This is a genomic window from Pseudomonas sp. NFXW11 (assembly GCF_049887815.1).
Lineage (GTDB): Bacteria > Pseudomonadota > Gammaproteobacteria > Pseudomonadales > Pseudomonadaceae > Aquipseudomonas.
In genome coordinates this window covers 168639-188971 of record NZ_JAGEKI010000008.1, presented here as the reverse complement: position 1 = coordinate 188971, position 20333 = coordinate 168639, and the positions used below count along the sequence as shown (strand labels likewise).

Below are 20333 nucleotides of genomic sequence, written 5' to 3'. Positions count from 1 at the left end.
TCGAGGAATGCTTGTCGTTATTTGCTGTATGGCAGGGATAGCGGCAGCGGATGAAAAAAACATTCTGGTCACCAGTGGCAGTGACCGGGCGACGCCGATCGCGGTCGTGCCGTTCGGTTGGCAGGGCGGTAGCGTGCTGCCGGACGACATGGGGCAGATCATTGCCGATGACCTGCGCAACTCCGGCTACTACGCGCCGATTCCAAAGCAGAACATGATCAGCCTGCCGACCCAGGCCAGCGAAGTCATCTTCCGTGACTGGAAGGCCCTGGGCGCACAGTACGTGATGGTCGGCAGCATTGTTCCGGCGGGCGGTCGCCTGCAGGTGCAGTACGCCCTGTTCAACGTCGCCACCGAGCAGCAAGTGCTGACCGGCAGCGTGTCGGGCAGTGTCGACCAACTGCGGGACATGTCGCACTACATCTCCGACCAGTCCTTTGAAAAGCTCACCGGTATCAAGGGCGCGTTCTCCACGCGTCTGCTGTACGTGACCGCCGAGCGTTTCTCGGTGAACAACACTCGCTACACCCTGCAGCGTTCGGACTACGACGGTGCCCGGGCAGTGACCCTGTTGCAGTCCCGCGAGCCGATCCTGTCGCCGCGTTTTGCCCCCGATGGCAAGCGCATCGCCTATGTGTCGTTCGAGCAGAAGCGTCCGCGCATCTTCGTCCAGCACATCGACACCGGGCGTCGTGAGCAGATCACCAACTTCGAAGGCCTCAACGGTGCTCCAGCCTGGTCGCCGGATGGCAGTCGCCTGGCGTTCGTGCTGTCCAAGGACGGCAACCCGGACATCTACGTGATGAACATGGCTTCGCGCCAGATCAACCGTGTTACCAGCGGCCCGGGCATCAACACCGAGCCGTTCTGGGGCAAGGATGGTTCGACCATCTACTTCACTTCCGACCGGGGCGGCAAACCGCAAGTTTATAAAAGCAATATCAATGGCGGTGGCGCTGAGCGTGTGACCTTTATTGGTAACTACAACGCCAACCCGAAACTTTCTGCTGACGAAAAGACCCTGGTAATGATTCACCGCCAGGACGGTTTCACCAACTTCCGGGTGGCGGCTCAGGATTTGCAACGCGGTAGCGTAAAAATCCTTACAGACACCAACCTAGATGAGTCAGCTACTGTTGCGCCCAACGGCACCATGGTAATCTACGCCACCCGCCAGCAGGGCCGGGGAGTCTTGATGCTCGTGTCCATTAATGGACGTGTGAGGCTCCCGCTTCCTACCGCTCAAGGCGAAGTCAGAGAACCGTCCTGGTCCCCTTACCTGAACTGACGCGGCGCTACAATGTTTCACTTAACACACTGGGGTTCATTAGGAGTTTCACGATGGAAATGTTGAAGTTTGGTAAGTTTGCTGCGCTGGCTCTGGCCATGGCTGTAGCAGTAGGTTGCTCCTCCAAAGGTGGCGACAACGCCGGTGAAGGCGCTGTTGATCCAAACGCTGGTTACGGCGCTAACACCGGTGCTGTTGATGGCTCCCTGAGCGAAGAAGCAGCTCTGCGCGCAATCACCACCTTCTACTTCGAATACGACAGCTCGGACCTGAAGCCAGAAGCCATGCGCGCTCTGGACGTTCACGCCAAAGACCTGAAAGCAAACGGCGCTCGCGTTGTTCTGGAAGGCAACACCGACGAACGTGGTACTCGTGAGTACAACATGGCTCTGGGCGAGCGTCGTGCGAAAGCCGTTCAGCGCTACCTGGTTCTGCAGGGCGTTTCCCCTGCTCAGCTGGAGCTGGTTTCCTACGGTAAAGAGCGTCCAGTTGCCACTGGCCACGACGAGCAGTCCTGGGCTCAAAACCGTCGCGTCGAACTGCGTAAGTAATTCGTCATGCGAACGTGCCGTCGTGCTCTAACTGTTTTGACTCTCAGCCTTGCGCCGCTTGCGGCGTGGGCTGCGGTTCCTGTGGTCGATAGCAACTCTGGCTATAGCAATAGCGGGAGTAGTTATCCGCCAGCGGGTTATGGCACGAACGGCGCCTATGCCGGGGGAGGGGTTTCGACCCCTGTCTCGGCACAGGGCGAGCTGTTCCAGCAACTGCAGCAAATGCAGGAACAGATTGCACGCCAACAGGGTGTGATCGAGGTTCTGCAAAATGATGTAGCGCGCATGAAACAAGAAAGCCTGGAGCGTTACCAGGATCTTGATCGGCGCATAGGAAGCGGTGTTGCACCTGCCGCGACTCCTGAGAATTCTTCTGCCGGTGGCGATGCAAGTGCCGCCGGTGCCGCCGCAGCAGCACCTGCCCAAGCGCCTGCCGCGAGCAGCGAACCGGGTGATCCGGCCAAGGAAAAGCTCTACTACGATGCTGCCTTCGACCTGATCAAGGCCAAGGATTTCGACAAGGCCAGCCAGGCCTTCTCGGCCTTCCTGCGCAAGTACCCCAACAGCCAGTACGCCGGCAATGCCCAGTACTGGCTGGGTGAAGTGAACCTGGCCAAGGGTGATCTGCAAGGCGCGGGCCAGGCCTTCGCCAAGGTTTCCCAGCTCTATCCCAAGCACGCCAAAGTGCCGGACTCGCTGTACAAGCTGGCTGACGTGGAACGTCGCCTGGGTCATACCGACCGGGTCAAGGGCATTCTGCAGCAGGTCGTGGCCCAGTATCCGGGCACCTCGGCTGCGCAGTTGGCACAACGGGACCTGCAGCGCATGTAACTGTGCTGGGTCCGGTTACAAGAAACCCGCGCTTGTCGCGGGTTTTTTCGTTAGAATCCATGCCCTTTTTCTGAAACACGCTTCCTGGGATCTGCGCGATGGCGGGGTTCCTCGAAGTGCCTGACGGAGGCGGACAGCCTGTTTAGCTGTTACGCCCGTGGCGACTATGCAAGACACATTGAGAATCACCGAAGTTTTCTACTCGTTGCAGGGGGAGACTCGGACTGCCGGGCTGCCCACGGTTTTTGTGCGCCTGACCGGTTGCCCGTTGCGCTGCCAGTACTGCGACAGTGCCTACGCCTTCAGCGGCGGCACCCAGCGCACCCTCGACAGCCTGCTGCAGCAGGTTGCCGATTTCCGCCCGCGCTATGTCTGTGTCACCGGCGGTGAGCCGCTGGCGCAGCCCAATGCCATTCCCTTGCTCAAGCAGCTGTGTGATGCCGGATACGAGGTGTCGCTGGAAACCAGTGGCGCCCTGGATATCTCCGCGGTGGACCCACGGGTCAGCCGTATCCTTGACCTCAAGACTCCAGGCTCCCAGGAAGTGCAGCGCAACCGCTACGAAAATATCGAGCTGTTGACGGAAAATGATCAGGTCAAGTTCGTCATCTGTTCCCGTGAGGATTACGACTGGGCGGTGTCCAAGCTGATCCAGTACGGTCTTGAGCGGCGTGCCGGCGAGGTGCTGTTTTCGCCCAGCCATCACGACCTCAATGCACGGGACCTGGCCGACTGGATAGTGGCCGATAACCTGCCGGTGCGACTGCAACTGCAGTTGCATAAATACCTTTGGAACGATGAGCCGGGGCGCTGAAATGACTGAACAAGCAAACAACCAGGCCGCAACTGAAAAACGTGCGGTGATTCTCCTGTCCGGCGGCCTTGATTCGGCCACCGTGGTGGCCATGGCCCGTGCCCAGGGTTACCGCTGCTACACCATGAGCTTCGATTACGGCCAGCGTCATCGGGCCGAGTTGCACGCCGCCGAGCGGGTCGCCCGGGACCTGGGGGTGGTGGAACACAAGGTGGTGGGCCTGAATCTCAACGGTATTGGCGGCTCGGCGCTGACCGACAGCTCCATCGACGTTCCCGAGGCCCCGAGCGAGGGTATTCCGGTGACCTACGTGCCGGCACGCAACACGGTGTTCCTGGCGCTGGCCCTGGGTTGGGCCGAAGTGCTGGATGCCCGGGATATCTTTATCGGCGTCAATGCGGTGGATTACTCCGGTTATCCGGACTGCCGCCCCGAGTTCGTCGAGGCTTTCGAGCGTATGGCCAACCTGGCTACCAAGGCTGGAGTGGAAGGGCAGGGGTTCCGTATCCAGGCGCCGTTGCAGAACCTCAGCAAGGCCGAGATCATCCAGGCGGGGGTAGCCCTGGGGGTGAATTATGGGCTGACGGTTTCCTGCTACCAGGCGGACGATAGCGGCCATGCCTGCGCCAAGTGCGACAGCTGCCGTTTGCGTGCGGATGGCTTCCTGGCGGCCGGTATCAGTGATCCAACCACTTATTTTTGATTTTTTTCATCTAGGGTGTTGAATTACCGTTAGAAATCAGTATTATACGCGCCACCACACAGCGGGTCGTTAGCTCAGTTGGTAGAGCAGTTGGCTTTTAACCAATTGGTCGTAGGTTCGAATCCCACACGACCCACCATATTTGGCGGTTTAGAAAATCCGGAAGGCCCACGAAAGTGAGGATTTCCGGGTTTTTTTTTGCCTGCAGAAAATCACCCTTCAGGATTCAGCGCGCAAGGGCAGGCTGTCGATCACATGGCACAGTTCGCCATCGGCCGACGGCACTTCTTCAGTGGCTGAAGTGCGACTGGCCTGGCGATACTCGCTGGGCGTGGAACCGGTGAATTGCTTGAAGGCGCGGGCGAAGTAGGAGGGGTCCTTGAAGCCCACCTCGTAGCCGATGCTGGTGATGGGCATCTGGCTGTTGTCGAGCAGGTCCTTGGCGCTGTCCATGCGCTTGCTCAGGATGTAGTCCATAAAGCCCAGTCCATAGGCTTCCTTGAACAGGCGGCTGAAGCGAAAGGCGGTCATGCCGCAACGTTTGGCCAGTTCCTTTTGATCGATGCTGTCGCGAAAGTGCTGGTCGATATGCACCAGCGCGTTGTGCAGTGCCTGGTTCTTCTGGTGTTCGGCGGTCAGGCGGATGCTGTCCGGCAGTGCAGGGCCGTGTTCGATCTGCAGGGCCTTGGTGCTGCTGCCGCTTTGCCGCCGCAGCTCGCAGAGCTGTTTCAGGGCGAGCATGAAACGTTCGATTTCCCCATTGTTGATCGGCAGCACCAGGTATTCCCAGACCCTTGAGCGCATGGCCCAGATCGCCAGTTCTTCCGAGTGCTGGACGGTGAACATGGCAATGGGGATGGAAGGGCTCTTGCGCTTGATCTCCAGCAGCAGGTTCAGCCCTGGCATGTCCGGGCGGTCATAGTGCATGCAGATCATGTCCGCCGCCGGTTCGCCGTTCGCGGTACTGGCTGCGTTGTTCTTGGCCAAGCGACATTCACAGGTGGAACGAAAGTGCGCGATCAGCTCCTCTGCCGATCGGTTTCGAGTCAGATCAAACCATAAAAGGTATGGCTTCTTGATCACCTCAGATTTCATTTCCCTATTCCTTCCTGGGTTTTGCGCTGGCTTATCCCGTCATACTCGCCTTGTACCCTGAGAGCTCCGGCCCGGTTTTCGGTACTTCACGGGCTGGCTGTTCAAATTCAAATGCTGCAGAGAATTATTGTCATTAATACTCTCTCATTGCTTGCTTCGTTCTTCTTAAGGTGTTGTAGCCAGTTTTCCTCGGGTTTGCCGGTCTTCGCAAAAAAGTCCTAGTTATCGACAAGAAACTCCTAACCCTTGCTGTTGCCCCTGACTAGGATTGCATCAGGCGGCAAACCAACTAACCGCTTTGAAAACAATACTTAGAGATGAGGTGACAAGATGAATCTGCAATCGATCAAGTCTTCGGTTCTGACATTCATCAAGGATGAGGATGGCCTGACCATAGTTGAATACGCGGTAGCCGGCGGTTTGATTACCCTGGGTGCAGTTGCCGCATTCATCACCCTGGGGGGCAATGTCAGCACGGCTATCACCAGCCTCGGCTGCGCGGTCCAGGGCAAGACCTGCTAACGCTATCCGTAGCTCTTTGGTCTCAGCCCAGGCTCGGAGAGGCTCATCCTCGCTTTGCAGGTCTTGCACTGCGAGGCTCTGGTGGGCGATCTCCGTAGGGCTGAGGTCCAGCATGGGCTCGGGATCAAGCAGCATCCGCAATGGATCTGGCATCTGTCCTTGAGTTCCTCTGTCGATTGATTTCCCTCCTGACCAGGATTTGCCCCGGGCTGGTGTCGGGTCGCCACCTCTGTTCGCTGTCCATTAGTATCGTCGCTGTACCTTCGCATTGAAGACCCAATCCTGATAAGTCTTTGCCAGCTTAGTCCATTGCGCACTATGTATTGACGCAGCCTGCTGGCGATGTCGTTGGCTATTCCAGGCAGGTATTAATGCAGGAAATGAGTGTCGATTTTATGTGCTGACTTTTCTTTCGCCGATTTTTCACCTTTCTTTCAGATACTTGCCTGGCGCCTTTATTGATGTACCTGACAGCGCAATAAAGTCCTAGCGATCAGCAAAAAACTCCTAACCCATGGTTTATCCAACTGACTAAGGTTTGTCCCAGGCAGCACGAAAAGTGTTGCTCTTAAAAAGCAAACAACTTCAGTGAGGTGGACAAAATGAATCTGCAATCGATCAAAACTTCGGTAGTGAAGTTCATCAAAGACGAAGATGGCCTGACCATTGTTGAGTATGCAGTGGCGGGGGGCCTGATCACCCTGGGTGCGGTTGCCGCGTTCATTACCCTGGGCACCAACGTGAAAACCGCCATCACCAGCCTGGGATGCGCTGTCCAGGGTAAAACCTGCTAGCAGGGCAATCTCCACAGAGGAACAGGGTCATGGACAAAGAGCCTTTTATTGCTGTGGCATTGTTGCTGGGCCTGCTGAGCGTGGCGGTGGTGAGCGACCTTCGTCGCCACCGCATTCCCAATGCCCTGGTCCTGCTGGGCCTGGGCCTGGGCCTAGTGGGCCATGCCTACTCCTCTGGAGCGCTCGGGTTGGGATATGGGGTGCTGGGCATGCTGACTGGCTTCGCCGTGTTTTTGCCGATGTACGCCTTTGGCGGGATGGCAGCCGGGGACGTCAAGTTAATGGCCATGGTCGGGGCTTTCCTGACCCCGCACACGGCGCTCTGGGCTGCTGCCTGCAGCCTGATTGCCGGTGGTGTGTGCGGGGTCCTGATAGTCCTGATCCGTGGCCAGGCGCAGCAGACCGTCGGGCGTTACTGGCTGATGTTGCGAGCCAGGGCCTACTTCTCGCCGGCGACCGATGAGGTCGCGGGCAAGCCCTTTCCCTACTCGGTCGCGATCATGCTTGGCACCTCGATCAGCCTCTTCTGGCTGCCATTCAGCCATTAGTTCAGGAGAGCACTATGTACGCTATGAGTAACAGCCATGTGTCCTCTTCTGAACGTGAAGCGGTGCGGCGATTGGCGCCACAGCCTTGCACGATTCTCGAGACCGGCCTGGCAGACAACTTTCTCGGCGATCTGGTGTGCAAGCATCTGTACGATGCCGGCGTGCTGGACATGTCGCGACTGGTGGAGCGCCTGGCGCTGACGGGCGCAGTGCTGGACGAAGTGTTGACCTTCCTGCGCAAGGATCACCGAGTAGAAGTGCTGGGGCAGACTCCTGGCCAGGCATTGCGTTACGGCCTGACCGAGCGTGGTCGCAGCGCCGCCCGTGATGCACTGGCACGCAGTGGTTATATCGGCGCGGCACCGTTTCCGGTGAGCACCTATCGTTCCCTGCTCAAGGTCCAGACCATTCACCATGGCGGTGTCAGCGCTCCGGATATGCAGCGTTCCCTGGGCTCGCTGGTACTGGCCCAGGACATGCTCGATCAATTGGGCGTGGCCCTGAATTCCGGGCGAGCCATCATGATTTACGGCCCAGCCGGCACTGGCAAGACCTATGTCAGCAGCCGTCTGATCCGCTTGTTCGACGACTCCATCTGGGTGCCCCATGCCATCGCCATCAATGATGCGGTGATCGAGATCTTCGATCCCCAGGTGCATCGGCGCCTGGAGGATGACGAGCAGCAGAACAACCTGTTGCTCAACGAAGGAATAGACCGCCGGCTGTTGCGCTGCGAGCGTCCGATCATCATCACCGGTGGCGAGTTGACCATGGAACAGCTGGACGTGCGCTACGACCCCAGCACCCGCCTGTTCCAGGCCCCCCTGCAGCTCAAGGCCAGCAACGGCCTGTTCATCATCGACGACCTGGGGCGCCAGCGCATGGCTCCGGCCGAACTGCTGAACCGCTGGATAGTGCCAATGGAAGAAAAGCGCGACTTCCTCAACCTCGGTGGCGGTCGCCACTGCGAATTGCCGTTCGATCTGGTGCTGGTGTTCTCCACCAACATCAATCCCCTGGAACTGGCCGATGAAGCTTTCCTGCGACGCATTGGCTACAAGCTGCAATTCGGTTACCTGAAATCCGATGAATACCGGCGTATCTGGATCCAGGAGACCGAGCGCCTGGGCACCTTCTATGACCCAGAGCTGCTGGGGTACGCGCTTCACGAGCTGTATGGCGCGGAAAACATGCCGCTGGTGCCTTGTCACCCTCGCGACCTCCTGAACATGGCACTCGATCGGCAACGCTATCTCGGCGGCACCGGCCCCTTGTCAACCCAGGAGCTGGAGTGGGCATGGCGCAACTACTTCGTCCAGCTTGACTTTCTTGATTGAGGAGACAGCCCAATGAGCTCTCGTACCTTCACTCTCATCGCCTTGTCGGTGCTTCTCGGACTGGGCGCCGCCTGGATGGCTAACAACTGGATCAACGCCAGGCTCAATACCAGCCCCGACGACAACCAGCGCAACGTGGTGGTGGCCACCGTGGAAATTGCCTTTGGACAGATGGTCGAGGCTCAGCAGGTGGGAGTGGTACGCATGCCCAAGGACACGGTGCCGGATGACGCCTTTGACTCCACCGACAAGGTGGTGGGCAAGATCGCGACCTTTTCCATGCTGCGCGGCGACATCCTGCGGGGTGCGCGCCTGGCCGAGCACCTGGGCGGCAGCACCCTGGCATCGCTGATCGAGCCCGACAAGCGGGCCATTTCGGTGCGGGTGGACGATGTGGTCGGGGTCGGCGGTTTCCTGTTGCCCGGCAACCGGGTCGATGTGCTGGCCACCCGCCAGACCGGCAACGATGGCAACGCCGTGTCCAAGACCATTCTCGAGGACCTGCGGGTGCTGGCCGTGGACCAGACCGCCAGCACCGACAAGACCCAGCCGGTGGTGGTACGGGCGGTGACCCTGGAAATGACCCCGGTGCAGGCCGAGGAATTGGTCAAGGGCATGACTGCCGGCAAGTTGCAGTTGGCCCTGCGCAACCCGCTGGACAATCACAAGCAACCCGCGCTTACCGAGCCGGTGGCGATGATTCAAGAGGCACCGCCGGTGGTGGTCGCCAAGCCGATCATCCGTCGTCGCACCGCGCCTGAAGGGGCGGATATCACCGTGATCCGCGGTGTTGAGGTCAACGTGGTGAAGTCGCTGTAATGGCTCCGGAGCGGGCCTGAAGGGGAGGGCTTGAAAATGAATTCAACTATTCGACAGCCGCTCAGCGCGTTCCCATCGCGTCAACGGGGATCGATGCTGGTCCTGGTGGTGATCGGCATGGCCTCGCTGTTGCTGCTGGGCGCCCTGGCCCTGGACGGCAGCCATATGCTGCTGAACAAGACCCGGCTGCAGAATGCCGTGGATGCGGCGGCCTTGAGTGGCGCCAAGACCCTGAGCATGGTGCAGGGGGTGACCGGCGCCGCCAGCCTGACCCAGACCGCGGCGCTCAATACCCTGACGCTCAATGCCAATGCCAGCGGCAACCAGGAACTGGCCACGGCCATCGCCGGCAATGCCTCGACCTTCGCCAAGGTGGAATTGGCCTCCAGTGTCTATGGGCCTTTCTCTTTCCCGGGGCCGAGCAATGCCAGTTACGTCCGGGTAACGGTCAGCAACTATCCCTTGAGCAGCTTTCTCTGGGGGGTGTTCCAGACCCTGGGTAACAGCTCCATGAGCAAGGCCGTGGCGGCAGTGGCCACTGCCGGCCCGAGCCCCACCAGCCCATGCGACCTGACGCCCTTGATGGTGTGCGGCGATCCCAGCCAGAACAACCCGGCCACGGGTATGTTCTGGGGCTTCAAGTTCGGTGATCTGCAGGTGCTGAAAACCGCTGCCAACAACAACTCGGCCATTGGCCCGGGAAATTTCCAACTGCTGGACTTCGGCTCGGGCGGCAACACCGTCAGGCAGGGCCTGGCGGGCGGGATCAACCAGTGCGACAGCGTCGGCTCGACCGTCCTGACCAAACCCGGCAACACCGTGGGCCCTTCCGCCCAGGGTCTCAATACCCGCTTCAACCAGTATTCGGGCGGCCTGAGCGCCAGCGACTATCCACCGGACCTGGTGATCACGGTCAACTCCAAGTCCTTTACCTACACCGGCTCGCCGGCGCAGATCCAGTACAACGGCCAGGCCGTCACCTCGAGCAATGGCAACCTGTCCACCTCCAGTGGCGCCTTGTACGGCTACAACAACTGGCTCCAGGCCTCGGCTGCCTGCGCCGCCGGTACGGGCGGCGGTTGCCAGGCCAATGGGGCGTTCGAGCGGCGCATCCTGAAGATCGTGATCGGCAATTGCTCGGGCAAGAACGATGGCGCTTCTTCCATACCGGTGCTGGGATTCGGCTGCTACTTCGTACTGCAGCCCGAGGCACAGCAGGGCAATTCGGCGCAGATCTTCGGTCAGTTCGTCAGCGCCTGCGAAGGTGACAACGTGCCCGATGCCAACCCCGCCAGTTCCACGGGACCGCAGATCATCCAGCTGTACAAGACCTATATCGACAACAACCAGACACCGAGCACCGACTCCTAGGAGGCTGCCATGGCTCGCAGTGGATTCAGATTGCCAAAGGCCCAGGGCGGCATGGCGATGATTGAGCTGGCGCTGACCTTGCCGTTGCTGGCGCTGTTGATGCTCAGCCTCGGTGAGTTCGGACGCATGCTGTTCCAGTACAACAGCCTGCTGCAGGCCAGCCGCGACGCCAGTCGCTTTGCCGCCGGCCAGGCGTGGAACGCGACCCTGGGCACGCTCGACCTGAATGCCACGCTGATCGCCCAGACCAAGAACGTCGCGGTCTATGGCGTACCGGCCAACCCCAACGGCTACCCGGCGGTGGTGTCGGGGCTGACCACCGGCAATGTGACCGTGAGTGCAGTGGGGACCGATCATCTTCAGGTCAGCATCAGCTACACCTTCGTGCCGGTGATCGGCAGTGCGCTACCCGCCCTTTATGGCAGTAGCGTACCGCTGGGCCTGGCGTTGACCTCCACTGTCGTGATGAGGGCCCTGTGATGAACAGCAAACGCATGCGCGGGGTGTATACCGTCGAGTTCGCCATTACCAGCCTGGTGCTGTTCGTGCTGCTGTTCGGCGCGCTGGAAATGGGCCGGCTGTATTTCACCGTCAACACCCTCAATGAAACGGTGCGTCGTGGCGCGCGCCTGGCTGCAGTCTGCGATATCAAGGACCCGGTGATCCTGCGTCGGGCCATGTTCAACTCGGCGACCAATACCGGGCCCAGCAGCCTGATCGCCAGCCTCACGAGCGCCAACCTGAACCTGGTCTATCTGGACGCCAACGGCGCGGTGGTCGCCAACCCCGGCGATCTCACCGGCAGTGCCGGGTTCCGGGCGATTCGTTATGTCCATCTGGAAGTGACGAATTTCAGCTTCAACCTGCTGATCCCCGGATTCAACGGGGTGTTCATCCTGCCTGCATTCAGGTCCACCGCGCCGCGTGAGAGCCTCGGCCGGCAACCTGATGCCACGGCCAATCCGGGGATCACACCATGCTGAGTAGCCGAGTAGCGCCCGTGGCGGCGCCCGAAGAAAAAACCGCGATGCGCCTGCTGATCAGTGCGCGTGACCAGAACGCCTTGAATCATCTGAAAACCTTGAGCCAGAGCCTACCGGGATTGCAGGTCAGTACCCGGCTGGTGAGCAACGGGCATACCGACCCCCTGTACGGGCTCGAGCAGATGCCGGACTTCCTGTTGCTGCGGGTCAGTCACCTGTGGCGCGAGGAACTGGCGGCGCTGTTGCTGCATCCCCTCAAGATGCGTCCGCCGCTGCTGGTCTGCGGGCCCCTGGACGAGCGCGAAGGCATGCGCCTGGCGATGCAGGCCGGCGCCCGGGATTTCCTCCCCGAGCCGGTGGCGCCCGAAGAGTTGCAGGCGGCGCTTGGCCGCATGCTGATGGAGGCCCATGCCGAACACGGGGCGGGAGGCAAGCTGGTGGCGGTGATGAATGCCAAGGGCGGCTCGGGTGCTTCCATGCTGGCCTGCAACCTGGCTCATCAGCTCAGCGTGCGCGCCGGCAGGACCCAGCTGTTGGACCTGGACCTGCAATTTGGCAGCGTCACCCACTGCCTGGACGTGCAGCCGACCCACAGCCATATGGAGGTGCTGCAGCAGATCGAGTCCCTGGACGGCATGGCGCTGCGCGGTTACTGCAGCCATTTCAGCCCGAGCCTGCATGTGCTGGGGGGCCGTAGCGGCGAGTTGTGCCTGGCCCAGGATGTGCGCATGGAACAGCTGGAAGGCCTGTTGCGCCTGGGACGCAGTACCTATGACTGGGTGGTGGCGGATCTGCCACGGCAGATCGATCACCTGACCGGCGCCACCCTGGAACATGCCGATCACATCTACATAGTGCTGCAGCAGAGCCTCAGTCATCTGAAGGACGCCACCCATCTGTTGCGCATCCTGCGTGACGACCTGGGGGTGCAGAGCCAGCGCCTGCAGATAGTGGTCAACCGCTACGACAAGTCCGCAGCCGTCAGCCTCAAGGATATTTCCGAGGCCTTGCGCTGCCCCGATCCGTACCGGCTGCCCAACGACTACACGGTAGTCGCCGAGAGCCAGAACACCGGCACCCCACTGGAACTGCACGCGCCGCGTGCAGCCATCACTCAGGCCATGCGCGAGTTGAGCCAGAACCTGATCGGAGTCCAAGCCCACCAGCAGGGCTTGCTCAAACGCACTTTCAGCCGCCTTTTCGGAGGGTAAGCCATGCTCAGCGACTTTCGTAATCGTTTGCGTCAGCAGTCCGGCAAGCCCGTCCCGGCCACGGAGCAAGAACCCGCCAGCACCGAAGAGTGCGTCAATGTGCTGATGGCCTGGGAAGCCAGCGTGCCGGACGTGCTCTACGAAACCAGGACCAAGCTCAGCCCGATGGACACCGAGTGGCGGGAGAAGATCTACCAGCAACTGCTCAAGGTCATGGACCTGTCGTTGCTCGACACCCTGGAGCCGGCCGACGCCGCGCGGCAGATTCGTGAAATAAGCCAGCGCCTGCTGGACGAGCATTCGGCGCCGGTCAGTGCTAGCAGCCGCCAACTGATCATCAAGCAGATCACCGACGAGGTGCTGGGGCTTGGGCCCCTGGAGCCATTGCTGGCGGATCACACGGTGTCCGACATCCTGGTCAACGGGCATGCCTCGGTCTATGTGGAGCGCTTCGGCAAGCTGCAGAGAACCGACGTGCATTTTCGCGACGACCATCACCTGCTGAACATCATCGACCGTATCGTTTCCAGCCTGGGACGGCGCATTGACGAGTCCTCACCGCTGGTGGATGCTCGCCTGAAAGACGGTTCCCGGGTCAATGCGATCATTCCGCCCCTGGCGATCGATGGGCCGAGCATGTCGATCCGGCGCTTCGCCGTGGATCTGCTCAACACCGAGAGCCTGGTGCAGATGGGCACCTTGACCCCGGCCATCGCCCTGATGCTCAAGGCCATAGTGCGCGGGCGGCTCAATGTGCTGATTTCCGGCGGTACCGGCAGCGGCAAGACCACCATGCTCAATGTGCTGTCCAGCTTCATTCCGCACAACGAGCGGATCGTCACCATCGAGGACTCGGCCGAGCTGCAATTGCAGCAGCCCCACGTGGTGCGCCTGGAAACCCGGCCGTCGAACATCGAGGGACGTGGCGAGGTGAGCCAGCGCGAATTGGTGCGCAACAGCCTGCGGATGCGCCCCGATCGCATCGTCATCGGCGAGGTGCGTGGTGCCGAGGCGCTGGACATGCTCACGGCGATGAACACCGGCCACGACGGCTCCCTGACCACCATTCACGCCAACACCGCCCGCGATGCCCTGGGGCGGATCGAGAACATGGTGTCGATGTCCGGGGCGACCTTCCCGATCAAGGCCATGCGCCAGCAGATTGCCTCGGCCATCGGCGTGGTGATCCAGCTGGAGCGCCAGGAAGACGGCAAGCGGCGGCTGGTCAGCGTGCAAGAGATCAACGGCATGGAGGGTGAAATCATCACCATGACCGAGATCTTCGGTTTCGTGCGCCGCGGTATCGGCGAGAAGGGCGAAGTGCTTGGCGAGTTCCGTCCCACTGGCATGGTGCCGGCATTTCGCAATGTGCTGGCCAAGCGCGGCATCGAGCTGCCGCTGAGCCTGTTTCGGCCGGAGTGGATGGAGGAGCAGTCATGAACCAGATTCCCACCGAGTTCATCCTGGCGTTCCTGGGCATGGTGTTCACCGCCATATTCCTGCTCAGCCAGGGGCTGGTGATTCCGGTGTTCGGCGAGGCCAGCAAGGTACGCAAGCGCATTCGTGGTCGCCTGGGTGTGCTGGAGCGTGCCAGCAACCTGCCGAACATGCAGTCGATACTGCGTCAGAAGTACCTGCGACGCCTGTCTCCGCTGGAGGCACGGCTGGAGCAGTTGCCGGCGATGGAGGCCCTGGCGCAGATGATCGAGCAGTCCGGTCATGAATATCGAGCCTACCGGGTACTGTTGCTGGGCCTGGTATTGGCGACGGTGTCGGGCCTGCTGCTGTGGCTGCTGCTGCAACTCTGGTGGGTGGCGATTCCGGTGGCGCTGGCGGTGTTCTGGCTGCCGGTGCTGAAGATTTCCCGTGACCGCGGCAAGCGTTTCGCGCTGTTCGAGGAAGGCCTGCCCGATGCCCTGGATGCGGTGTGCCGGGCCTTGCGTGCCGGGCATCCGTTCAACGAAACCCTGCAGTTGGTGGCCGATGAGCATCAAGGCCCAGTGGCCCATGAGTTCGGCCTGACCTTTGCCGATATCAACTATGGCAACGACGTGCGGCGGGCCATGCTCGGGCTGCTGGAGCGCATGCCGAGCATGACGGTGATGATGCTGGTGACCACGGTGCTGATCCATCGCGAGACGGGGGGCAACCTGACGGAGGTTCTGGATCGCCTGAGCAGCCTGATTCGCGGGCGCTTCCGCTTCCATCGCAAGGTCAGGACCCTGTCCGCCGAGGGGCGCATGTCCGGCTGGATACTGGTGTCGATGCCCTTTGTGCTGGCCGCGGCGATCGTGATTTCGAGCCCCAGCTACCTGCCGCTGCTGTTCCAGGAACCGTTGGGGCAAAAACTGATCATCGGCGCCTTTGTCGCGATGCTGATCGGCATTCTCTGGATACGCAAGATCATCCGGATCCAGGTGTGAACTAAGGCGTAGGAAGGGGGCAAGGCCATGGATTATCTGTTGAGTCTGATCAATCGAGTAGTGGGTAATCAGGAACTGGCGCGTGTGCTGTTTTCCGCCGCCGTCGGGCTGAGCGTGGTGTTTGCAGCGGTGACCCTGGTGCTGCTGGTCATGGGCTTGCAAGACCCAGTGCAACGTCGCCTGTTGTTGATCAAGCGCGGTCATGGCGCAGGCAACACAGAAGCTCCGAGCAACCTGCAATTGATGCTCGAGCAAGTTGGCCAGCGCTTCAGCCCGGGCGAGCAGGAACAGGCGTCGGCTACCCGCACCCTGTTGCTGCACGCGGGCTACCGTTCGCCCGCAGCGGTGCAGATGTACTGGGCGCTGCGACTGCTGGCGCCGCTGTGCATGCTCGGCCTGGCGGTCGTGGCGTTGCCGCTGATTCCCAAGCTGTCGCTGCTGCTGGGGTTGGGTCTGTTGATTCTGGCCGCAGGCGTGGGCTGGCTGGTCCCGGCCATCTACGTCAACATGCGCCGCCAGTCGCGCATGACCCGGTTGCTGGTGGCCTTTCCGGATGCGCTGGACCTGATGGTGGTCTGCGTGGAGTCAGGCCTGGCCCTGCCCCAGGCGATCGAGCGGGTGTCCGAGGAAATGGCGGTCAGCCAGCCGGACCTGGCCCTGGAGCTGGCGCTGGTCAACTCCGAGATTCGCGCGGGGATTCCCAGTACCGAGGCGCTGAAGCATCTGTCCGATCGCACCGGGCTGGAGGATATTCGCGGCCTGGTGAGCCTGTTGGCGCAAAGCATCCGCTTCGGTACCAGCGTGGGGACCACCTTGCGCATCTATGCCGAAGAGTTTCGCGACCGGCGCACCCAGCTGGCGGAGGAGAAGGCGGCCAAGGTGGGCACCAAGCTGGTGTTCCCGCTGATCTTCTGCCTGTGGCCGAGCTTCTTCCTGGTGGCCATAGGCCCTGCGATCATTGGCGTGTTCAAGGTTTTCGGAAAGCTCTGAGGCGGGCGCCGGGCTGTGGCCCACGCAGGAAAACACCCCGGCCGGTCAGTTGCGCTGACCGGCCGGGGTGTTTGCACTTCACTCCGGCAACCGGAGTGAAGCGAGGTCTTATGAGGTTTTACTTGCCCTTGCCCCCTGTCGAGTACTCCTTGTAGTACTCGGGGATCGGGTGCTTGAAGCTTTCCATCCAGCGTTGCAGGCTCAGTTCCCGTTCACCGGGGGAGGCCGGTTGCGCATGGTTGGAGGCCAGTTGATTGCGGGCCTGCATCTGCAACCAGACTTCGGTGTGATGCTGCTGTGGCGAGGAGGGGCCGGGTTCGATGGCCTGAGCGGCGAGGGGCAACAGCAGGAGTCCCAGGCAGTTGAGCATGTGCGGTTTCATCGCTACCTCTGCGTTGTTGACGCGCTGGCTTGGGGAGATGACGGATCGAGGGTGCTAGCCACTCGATCCTTGTTGGGGGCGGTGCTCTTGAGCTTTTCCGCCCGGGCCTGGGCCTCGGTGACTTGCCCGGGGCTCAGGCCGATGCGACTGACCACTTCCGAGGCCTGCTTCCAGTTGCCCTGGTAAATCAGCAGGGTCACCAGGTTGAGCGCGGCCAGGGGGTCGCCCTGCTTGAGCTCCATGGCCGTGATGAACTCGAAGCGGGCCTCCTTCAAACGTCGTTGATTGAGGTAGACCACGCCCAGGTCGTTGCGAATTTTCTCGTCGGTGGGCGACAGGCGGGCGGCTCGCTGCAGATAACGCAGGGCCAGCTCGTTATCGTTGTGTGCCGCTGCCAGTTGCCCCAGGCCATGCTCGCCTTCGGCGGCCAGGCAGCCACTGAGCAGGCTGCGGTACAGGGTGTCGGCCTCGGGCTGGCCCAGCAGGCGATAGATCTTGGCCTTGCGCAGGCGCACCGCCGGCAGGTCGTCCGGCAGGCGCTGCAGGTTGGCCAGGCCGGCATGCAGCTTGCCATTGTTGATCATCTCGTCCGCCAGGCTCAGGGACAGCTCCTGGTCGGAATCGACCTTGGCGCAGCTCGGTGGCGCGCTTTGCGACGACCAGGAAGCGCCGCCATGGCTGGCGCAGCCACTGAGCAGCGCCAGGCCGAGCGCCAGCGCCAGGCCGTTGATCTTGCGCTTGCGAACAACCTGGCGGGAGAGCGAAAGCAGAGGCTGGTTCATTGCGATAACCCACTGCGGTGATCGAATTCGCCGTCTTCCAGGAAGTACATGCGGAACCAGTTCGGGTCATAGTTACGCATCTGCTCGCCAGGCAAGGTTGGCAGTTGGGCATTGACCGCCAGCGGCTGCACCAGGTGCGGCGTCACTATCATCAACAGCTCTTTTTCTTCGCGCTTGATGTTGGAGTCGCGAAAGAACGCGCCAAGCACCGGAATATTGCCCAGGCCCGGCAGTTTGCTCACCGAAGAGCTGTTGGCCGTGCTGATCAGGCCGCTGATCATGAAGCTTTCGCCGTCGGCCAGGGAGATGCTGGTGTCGGTGCGCCTAACGATTAGCGCCGGTACCGTGGTGCCGGAGATGGTCACGCCATTGTTGTAGTCGAGCTCGCTGACCTCCGGTGCCACTTTCAGGGCGATGCGGTCTTGCCCGATCACGGTGGGGGTCAGGGTCAGGCGGATGCCGAACTCCTTGTACTCGATGGAAATGCTGTCACTGCCACTGCTGGGCACTGGGATCGGCACCTCGCCGCCGGCCAGGAAACTTGCGCTTTGTCCACTCAGGGCCACCAGGCTGGGGCGGGCCAGTGTGTAGGCGAAACCGCTGCCTTCCAGGGCATTGATCAGGCCCAGCACGTTGCCGCCGCCGAAGCCGATGTTGTAGCTGCCATTGGCCAGTGGAATGTTCGGTGCCAGGTTGCCTAGCCGCCCCGGGGTCACGGTCACGCCTGGAACGGTGCCGGGCGAACCAAACAGAAAGTTGCCGCTCTTGCCGAAGATCGAGGTGCTGGCTTCCTTCAGCTTGGTGCGGCTGACCTCGACAAAGCGGATGTCGGTCTGTACCTGGCTGGGCAGCGCAGCGTTATCGGAGGCGGGGAGCACCGAGCCGGTCAGCGATTGCGCCGCCTTGCCCCGGACGAACACCATGCTCTGGCGGGGAGTGCTGGAACAGGCGCTCCAGACCATCAGGCTAGTGGTTCCGGGGGCGATGCCGGTGAGCAGGTAGGCATTGTTGCCATTGATATGCACATCGGCGATCTTCGGATCGCCCACGGCCAGCCGGGTTATCGCTACCGAGGAGCGCAAGGCGGTCTGCATGCCTTCACCGACCTCGACCACTGCCGGTAGTGGCTCCAGGGCCGAACAGCCACCTGCCGCCGCGTGGGCCATTCCCGCAGGCAGCCCCGCGATAATCAATGTCCATGTCACGCGTCTGAGCACCTGCACGAAATCACTGTTCATTAACGGCTTCCTTGATTGGTCGAGAGCATCAGCTGGAAAACTCGGGCTGTCACGCTTCGTTCATCTGCGCTTGTTGAGACCGGCTGTTACAGCAGGCTTCAGATAACTGTTTCGTTATTTGACGTTAGCGCAGAAAGCTCAAAATGCTATTAGTTGTAAAAAAATGCTGTCGCAGGATTTCGAGCCCTTAGAAACAACAGGCTGCAAAGGTTTTGGCCCTGCTGTCACTGCGCCCTTGTGGCTCAGTTCCAGCTAAGTTTTCCCCCGTAGGCTCTCCCTTGCGCCAATTCAGGTGCCGTTAGGGAGAGGCTCGCATGCAGCCGTTGAGCAAGGCCGATTGGCTGAACAAGGTTCCGGAAGTGACGTTGTCCTTCTGGATCATCAAGATCATGTCCACCACCGTGGGCGAAACCTGCGCCGACTACCTGGCGGTGGATGCCGGGCTGGGGCAGGGGGTAACCAGTATCGGCATGGCCCTGCTGCTGGCGCTGGCACTGTTCGGCCAGTTCCGCACCCGGGCCTACACGCCCTGGATCTACTGGCTCAGCGTGGTGCTGGTGAGCATTGTTGGTACCCAGATCACCGATGTATTGACTGACAAACTGGGAGTCAGCCTGTACGCCAGCACCGCGGTGTTCGCGGTGCTCTTGGCCGGCAACTTTGCGCTCTGGTATCGGCTCGAGCGCAGCCTGTCGATCCAGCAAATCGTCACCCCGCGGCGTGAGTTGTTCTACTGGACGACGGTGCTGTGCACCTTTGCCCTGGGTACCGCTGCCGGCGACCTGGCCACCGAGGCCCTGGGGCTGGGCTTCAGCCTGGGCGTGGTGATCTTCGCCGCGCTGCTGGCCCTGACCTTCGCCGCCTGGCGCCTGGGAGGCAATGCGGTGCTGAGCTTCTGGATCGCCTACATCCTGACCCGGCCTTTCGGTGCCTCCCTGGGAGATCTTCTGACCCAGGCCAAGACCTACGGCGGCCTGGGCATGGGCGCGACCTGGACCAGTGCGATTTTCCTCTGCGTGATTCTCATGCTGGTGACTGCTGCGCAGCTCGGCGTCGGCAACCGCCAGCGCCTCAGTCAATAATTTTCTGACATTCGATCAAGGAGTCACCATGGACGTTATTCATTCCGTTACCCGCAAGGTCATGCTGCTGTCCGTCCTGGCCCTGCTGGGAATGGCCGCAGGTTGTTCGAAACCGGCCGACGCACCCCAGGCCGCTGCATCGGGCTCGGCAGCGGCTGGCCAGGCTTCGGTGTCGAAGCTGGGAGACCTATCGGCCTTCCAGGGCATCAGTGCCGAGGTCGCGGCCCTGGTGGACAAGAATGACCTGGCTGGCGCCAAGGGCCGGATCAAGGACCTGGAAGTGGCCTGGGACAGTGCCGAGGCCGGCTTGAAGCCCCGTGCCGCCGCCGACTGGCACTTGCTCGACAAAGGCATCGACCGGGCCCTGGATGCCTTGCGCGCCGGCAGCCCGACGCAGGCCGATTGCAAACTGGCGATGGATGAGTTGCTGAAGACCTTCAACTCGTTGCAAGGCAAGTCATGAGCTCGCCAGACACGGCAGGTCGATAACAGGCTGGGGGATCGGCCCTGAAGGTGCTTCAATCCAGGCGCGGCGTTCTTCCAGGAGAACGCCGCGCCTGATTGATTGC

General features: G+C 61.2%; 24 protein-coding genes and 1 tRNA gene. 21 read left to right on the top strand and 4 right to left on the bottom strand.

What is annotated here, in order from left to right:
• Nucleotides 1–7: 7 nt before the first annotated feature.
• From tolB to J4P02_RS14810, 6 genes are all read left to right on the top strand, one after another.
• Nucleotides 8–1288 carry a Tol-Pal system beta propeller repeat protein TolB gene (gene tolB / locus J4P02_RS14835; RefSeq protein ID WP_426191455.1) on the top strand — a complete coding sequence of 427 codons (1281 nt, stop codon included), beginning with the start codon at nucleotides 8–10 and terminating at the stop codon, nucleotides 1286–1288.
• A gap of 53 nt (nucleotides 1289–1341) precedes the next feature.
• On the top strand, nucleotides 1342–1839 hold the full coding sequence (pal, locus tag J4P02_RS14830; protein WP_003227510.1) for a peptidoglycan-associated lipoprotein Pal: 498 nt from the start codon (nucleotides 1342–1344) through the stop codon (nucleotides 1837–1839).
• A 6-nt stretch (nucleotides 1840–1845) separates the two neighbouring features.
• Nucleotides 1846–2670 (top strand): tol-pal system protein YbgF, encoded by an 825-nt coding sequence (gene ybgF / locus J4P02_RS14825; RefSeq protein ID WP_426191452.1) that lies wholly within the window; start codon nucleotides 1846–1848, stop codon nucleotides 2668–2670.
• Between the two features lie 166 nt (nucleotides 2671–2836).
• Nucleotides 2837–3484: a 7-carboxy-7-deazaguanine synthase QueE gene (gene queE, locus J4P02_RS14820; RefSeq protein ID WP_426191450.1), complete on the top strand. Its 648-nt coding sequence runs from the start codon at nucleotides 2837–2839 to the stop codon at nucleotides 3482–3484.
• A 1-nt stretch (nucleotide 3485) separates the two neighbouring features.
• Nucleotides 3486–4187 carry a 7-cyano-7-deazaguanine synthase QueC gene (queC, locus tag J4P02_RS14815; protein ID WP_426191448.1) on the top strand — a complete coding sequence of 234 codons (702 nt, stop codon included), beginning with the start codon at nucleotides 3486–3488 and terminating at the stop codon, nucleotides 4185–4187.
• A gap of 63 nt (nucleotides 4188–4250) precedes the next feature.
• Nucleotides 4251–4326: transfer RNA gene (locus J4P02_RS14810), tRNA-Lys, on the top strand.
• An 80-nt stretch (nucleotides 4327–4406) separates the two neighbouring features.
• Here the strand turns inward: J4P02_RS14810 and J4P02_RS14805 are convergent.
• Nucleotides 4407–5282 carry a response regulator transcription factor gene (locus J4P02_RS14805; RefSeq protein WP_426191446.1) on the bottom strand — a complete coding sequence of 292 codons (876 nt, stop codon included), beginning with the start codon at nucleotides 5280–5282 and terminating at the stop codon, nucleotides 4407–4409.
• Between the two features lie 330 nt (nucleotides 5283–5612).
• On the opposite strand from J4P02_RS14805, the gene J4P02_RS14800 reads away from it, so the two are divergent.
• The 13 genes from J4P02_RS14800 to J4P02_RS14740 all read left to right on the top strand — a co-directional run bounded on the left by J4P02_RS14800 (nucleotide 5613) and on the right by J4P02_RS14740 (nucleotide 16280).
• A complete protein-coding gene (locus tag J4P02_RS14800) occupies nucleotides 5613–5804 on the top strand; it encodes a Flp family type IVb pilin (RefSeq protein WP_426191444.1) in 192 nt (63 codons plus the stop codon).
• Entirely contained in the window at nucleotides 5749–5967 is a 219-nt protein-coding gene (locus tag J4P02_RS14795; RefSeq protein WP_426191442.1) for a hypothetical protein, read from the top strand. Before J4P02_RS14800 ends, J4P02_RS14795 begins: the two co-directional genes overlap by 56 nt.
• A gap of 439 nt (nucleotides 5968–6406) precedes the next feature.
• The gene (locus J4P02_RS14790) at nucleotides 6407–6598 is read left to right on the top strand and encodes a Flp family type IVb pilin (protein WP_426191440.1); all 192 of its coding nucleotides are present in this window, start codon (nucleotides 6407–6409) and stop codon (nucleotides 6596–6598) included.
• A 29-nt stretch (nucleotides 6599–6627) separates the two neighbouring features.
• Complete coding sequence (locus tag J4P02_RS14785; protein WP_426191438.1) at nucleotides 6628–7146, top strand: A24 family peptidase; 519 nt, start codon at nucleotides 6628–6630, stop codon at nucleotides 7144–7146.
• A 14-nt stretch (nucleotides 7147–7160) separates the two neighbouring features.
• Nucleotides 7161–8483 carry an AAA family ATPase gene (locus J4P02_RS14780; RefSeq protein WP_426191436.1) on the top strand — a complete coding sequence of 441 codons (1323 nt, stop codon included), beginning with the start codon at nucleotides 7161–7163 and terminating at the stop codon, nucleotides 8481–8483.
• A gap of 12 nt (nucleotides 8484–8495) precedes the next feature.
• Complete coding sequence (cpaB, locus tag J4P02_RS14775) at nucleotides 8496–9302, top strand: Flp pilus assembly protein CpaB (protein WP_426191434.1); 807 nt, start codon at nucleotides 8496–8498, stop codon at nucleotides 9300–9302.
• A 36-nt stretch (nucleotides 9303–9338) separates the two neighbouring features.
• Nucleotides 9339–10673 carry a TadE/TadG family type IV pilus assembly protein gene (locus J4P02_RS14770; RefSeq protein WP_426191432.1) on the top strand — a complete coding sequence of 445 codons (1335 nt, stop codon included), beginning with the start codon at nucleotides 9339–9341 and terminating at the stop codon, nucleotides 10671–10673.
• A 9-nt stretch (nucleotides 10674–10682) separates the two neighbouring features.
• Nucleotides 10683–11153 carry a TadE/TadG family type IV pilus assembly protein gene (locus J4P02_RS14765; RefSeq protein WP_426191430.1) on the top strand — a complete coding sequence of 157 codons (471 nt, stop codon included), beginning with the start codon at nucleotides 10683–10685 and terminating at the stop codon, nucleotides 11151–11153.
• Nucleotides 11153–11656 carry a TadE/TadG family type IV pilus assembly protein gene (locus J4P02_RS14760; RefSeq protein ID WP_426191428.1) on the top strand — a complete coding sequence of 168 codons (504 nt, stop codon included), beginning with the start codon at nucleotides 11153–11155 and terminating at the stop codon, nucleotides 11654–11656. Before J4P02_RS14765 ends, J4P02_RS14760 begins: the two co-directional genes overlap by 1 nt.
• Nucleotides 11650–12867, top strand: coding sequence for an AAA family ATPase (locus J4P02_RS14755; RefSeq protein WP_426191426.1), 1218 nt, complete (start codon nucleotides 11650–11652; stop codon nucleotides 12865–12867). Before J4P02_RS14760 ends, J4P02_RS14755 begins: the two co-directional genes overlap by 7 nt.
• A 3-nt stretch (nucleotides 12868–12870) precedes the next feature.
• Nucleotides 12871–14307, top strand: a complete 1437-nt coding sequence (locus tag J4P02_RS14750; RefSeq protein ID WP_426191424.1) for a CpaF family protein — start codon at nucleotides 12871–12873, stop codon at nucleotides 14305–14307.
• The gene (locus J4P02_RS14745) at nucleotides 14304–15290 is read left to right on the top strand and encodes a type II secretion system F family protein (RefSeq protein WP_426191422.1); all 987 of its coding nucleotides are present in this window, start codon (nucleotides 14304–14306) and stop codon (nucleotides 15288–15290) included. Before J4P02_RS14750 ends, J4P02_RS14745 begins: the two co-directional genes overlap by 4 nt.
• A 27-nt stretch (nucleotides 15291–15317) precedes the next feature.
• The gene (locus J4P02_RS14740; protein WP_426191420.1) at nucleotides 15318–16280 is read left to right on the top strand and encodes a type II secretion system F family protein; all 963 of its coding nucleotides are present in this window, start codon (nucleotides 15318–15320) and stop codon (nucleotides 16278–16280) included.
• Nucleotides 16281–16398: 118 nt separating this feature from the next.
• On the opposite strand, the gene J4P02_RS14735 is transcribed toward J4P02_RS14740, so the two are convergent.
• Genes J4P02_RS14735 through J4P02_RS14725 form a run of 3 tightly spaced genes read right to left on the bottom strand, consistent with a single transcriptional unit; the run spans nucleotide 16399 to nucleotide 18682 of the window.
• Complete coding sequence (locus tag J4P02_RS14735; protein ID WP_426191418.1) at nucleotides 16399–16662, bottom strand: DUF3613 domain-containing protein; 264 nt, start codon at nucleotides 16660–16662, stop codon at nucleotides 16399–16401.
• Between the two features lie 2 nt (nucleotides 16663–16664).
• The gene (locus J4P02_RS14730) at nucleotides 16665–17393 is read right to left on the bottom strand and encodes a tetratricopeptide repeat protein (RefSeq protein WP_426191650.1); all 729 of its coding nucleotides are present in this window, start codon (nucleotides 17391–17393) and stop codon (nucleotides 16665–16667) included.
• Between the two features lie 47 nt (nucleotides 17394–17440).
• Nucleotides 17441–18682 carry a type II and III secretion system protein family protein gene (locus J4P02_RS14725; protein WP_426191416.1) on the bottom strand — a complete coding sequence of 414 codons (1242 nt, stop codon included), beginning with the start codon at nucleotides 18680–18682 and terminating at the stop codon, nucleotides 17441–17443.
• A gap of 314 nt (nucleotides 18683–18996) precedes the next feature.
• Between J4P02_RS14725 and J4P02_RS14720 the strand changes: the two genes are divergently transcribed.
• Both J4P02_RS14720 and J4P02_RS14715 read left to right on the top strand, forming a co-directional pair.
• The gene (locus J4P02_RS14720) at nucleotides 18997–19764 is read left to right on the top strand and encodes a hypothetical protein (RefSeq protein WP_426191414.1); all 768 of its coding nucleotides are present in this window, start codon (nucleotides 18997–18999) and stop codon (nucleotides 19762–19764) included.
• A 28-nt stretch (nucleotides 19765–19792) separates the two neighbouring features.
• Entirely contained in the window at nucleotides 19793–20227 is a 435-nt protein-coding gene (locus tag J4P02_RS14715; protein WP_426191412.1) for a hypothetical protein, read from the top strand.
• Nucleotides 20228–20333 lie beyond the last annotated feature (106 nt).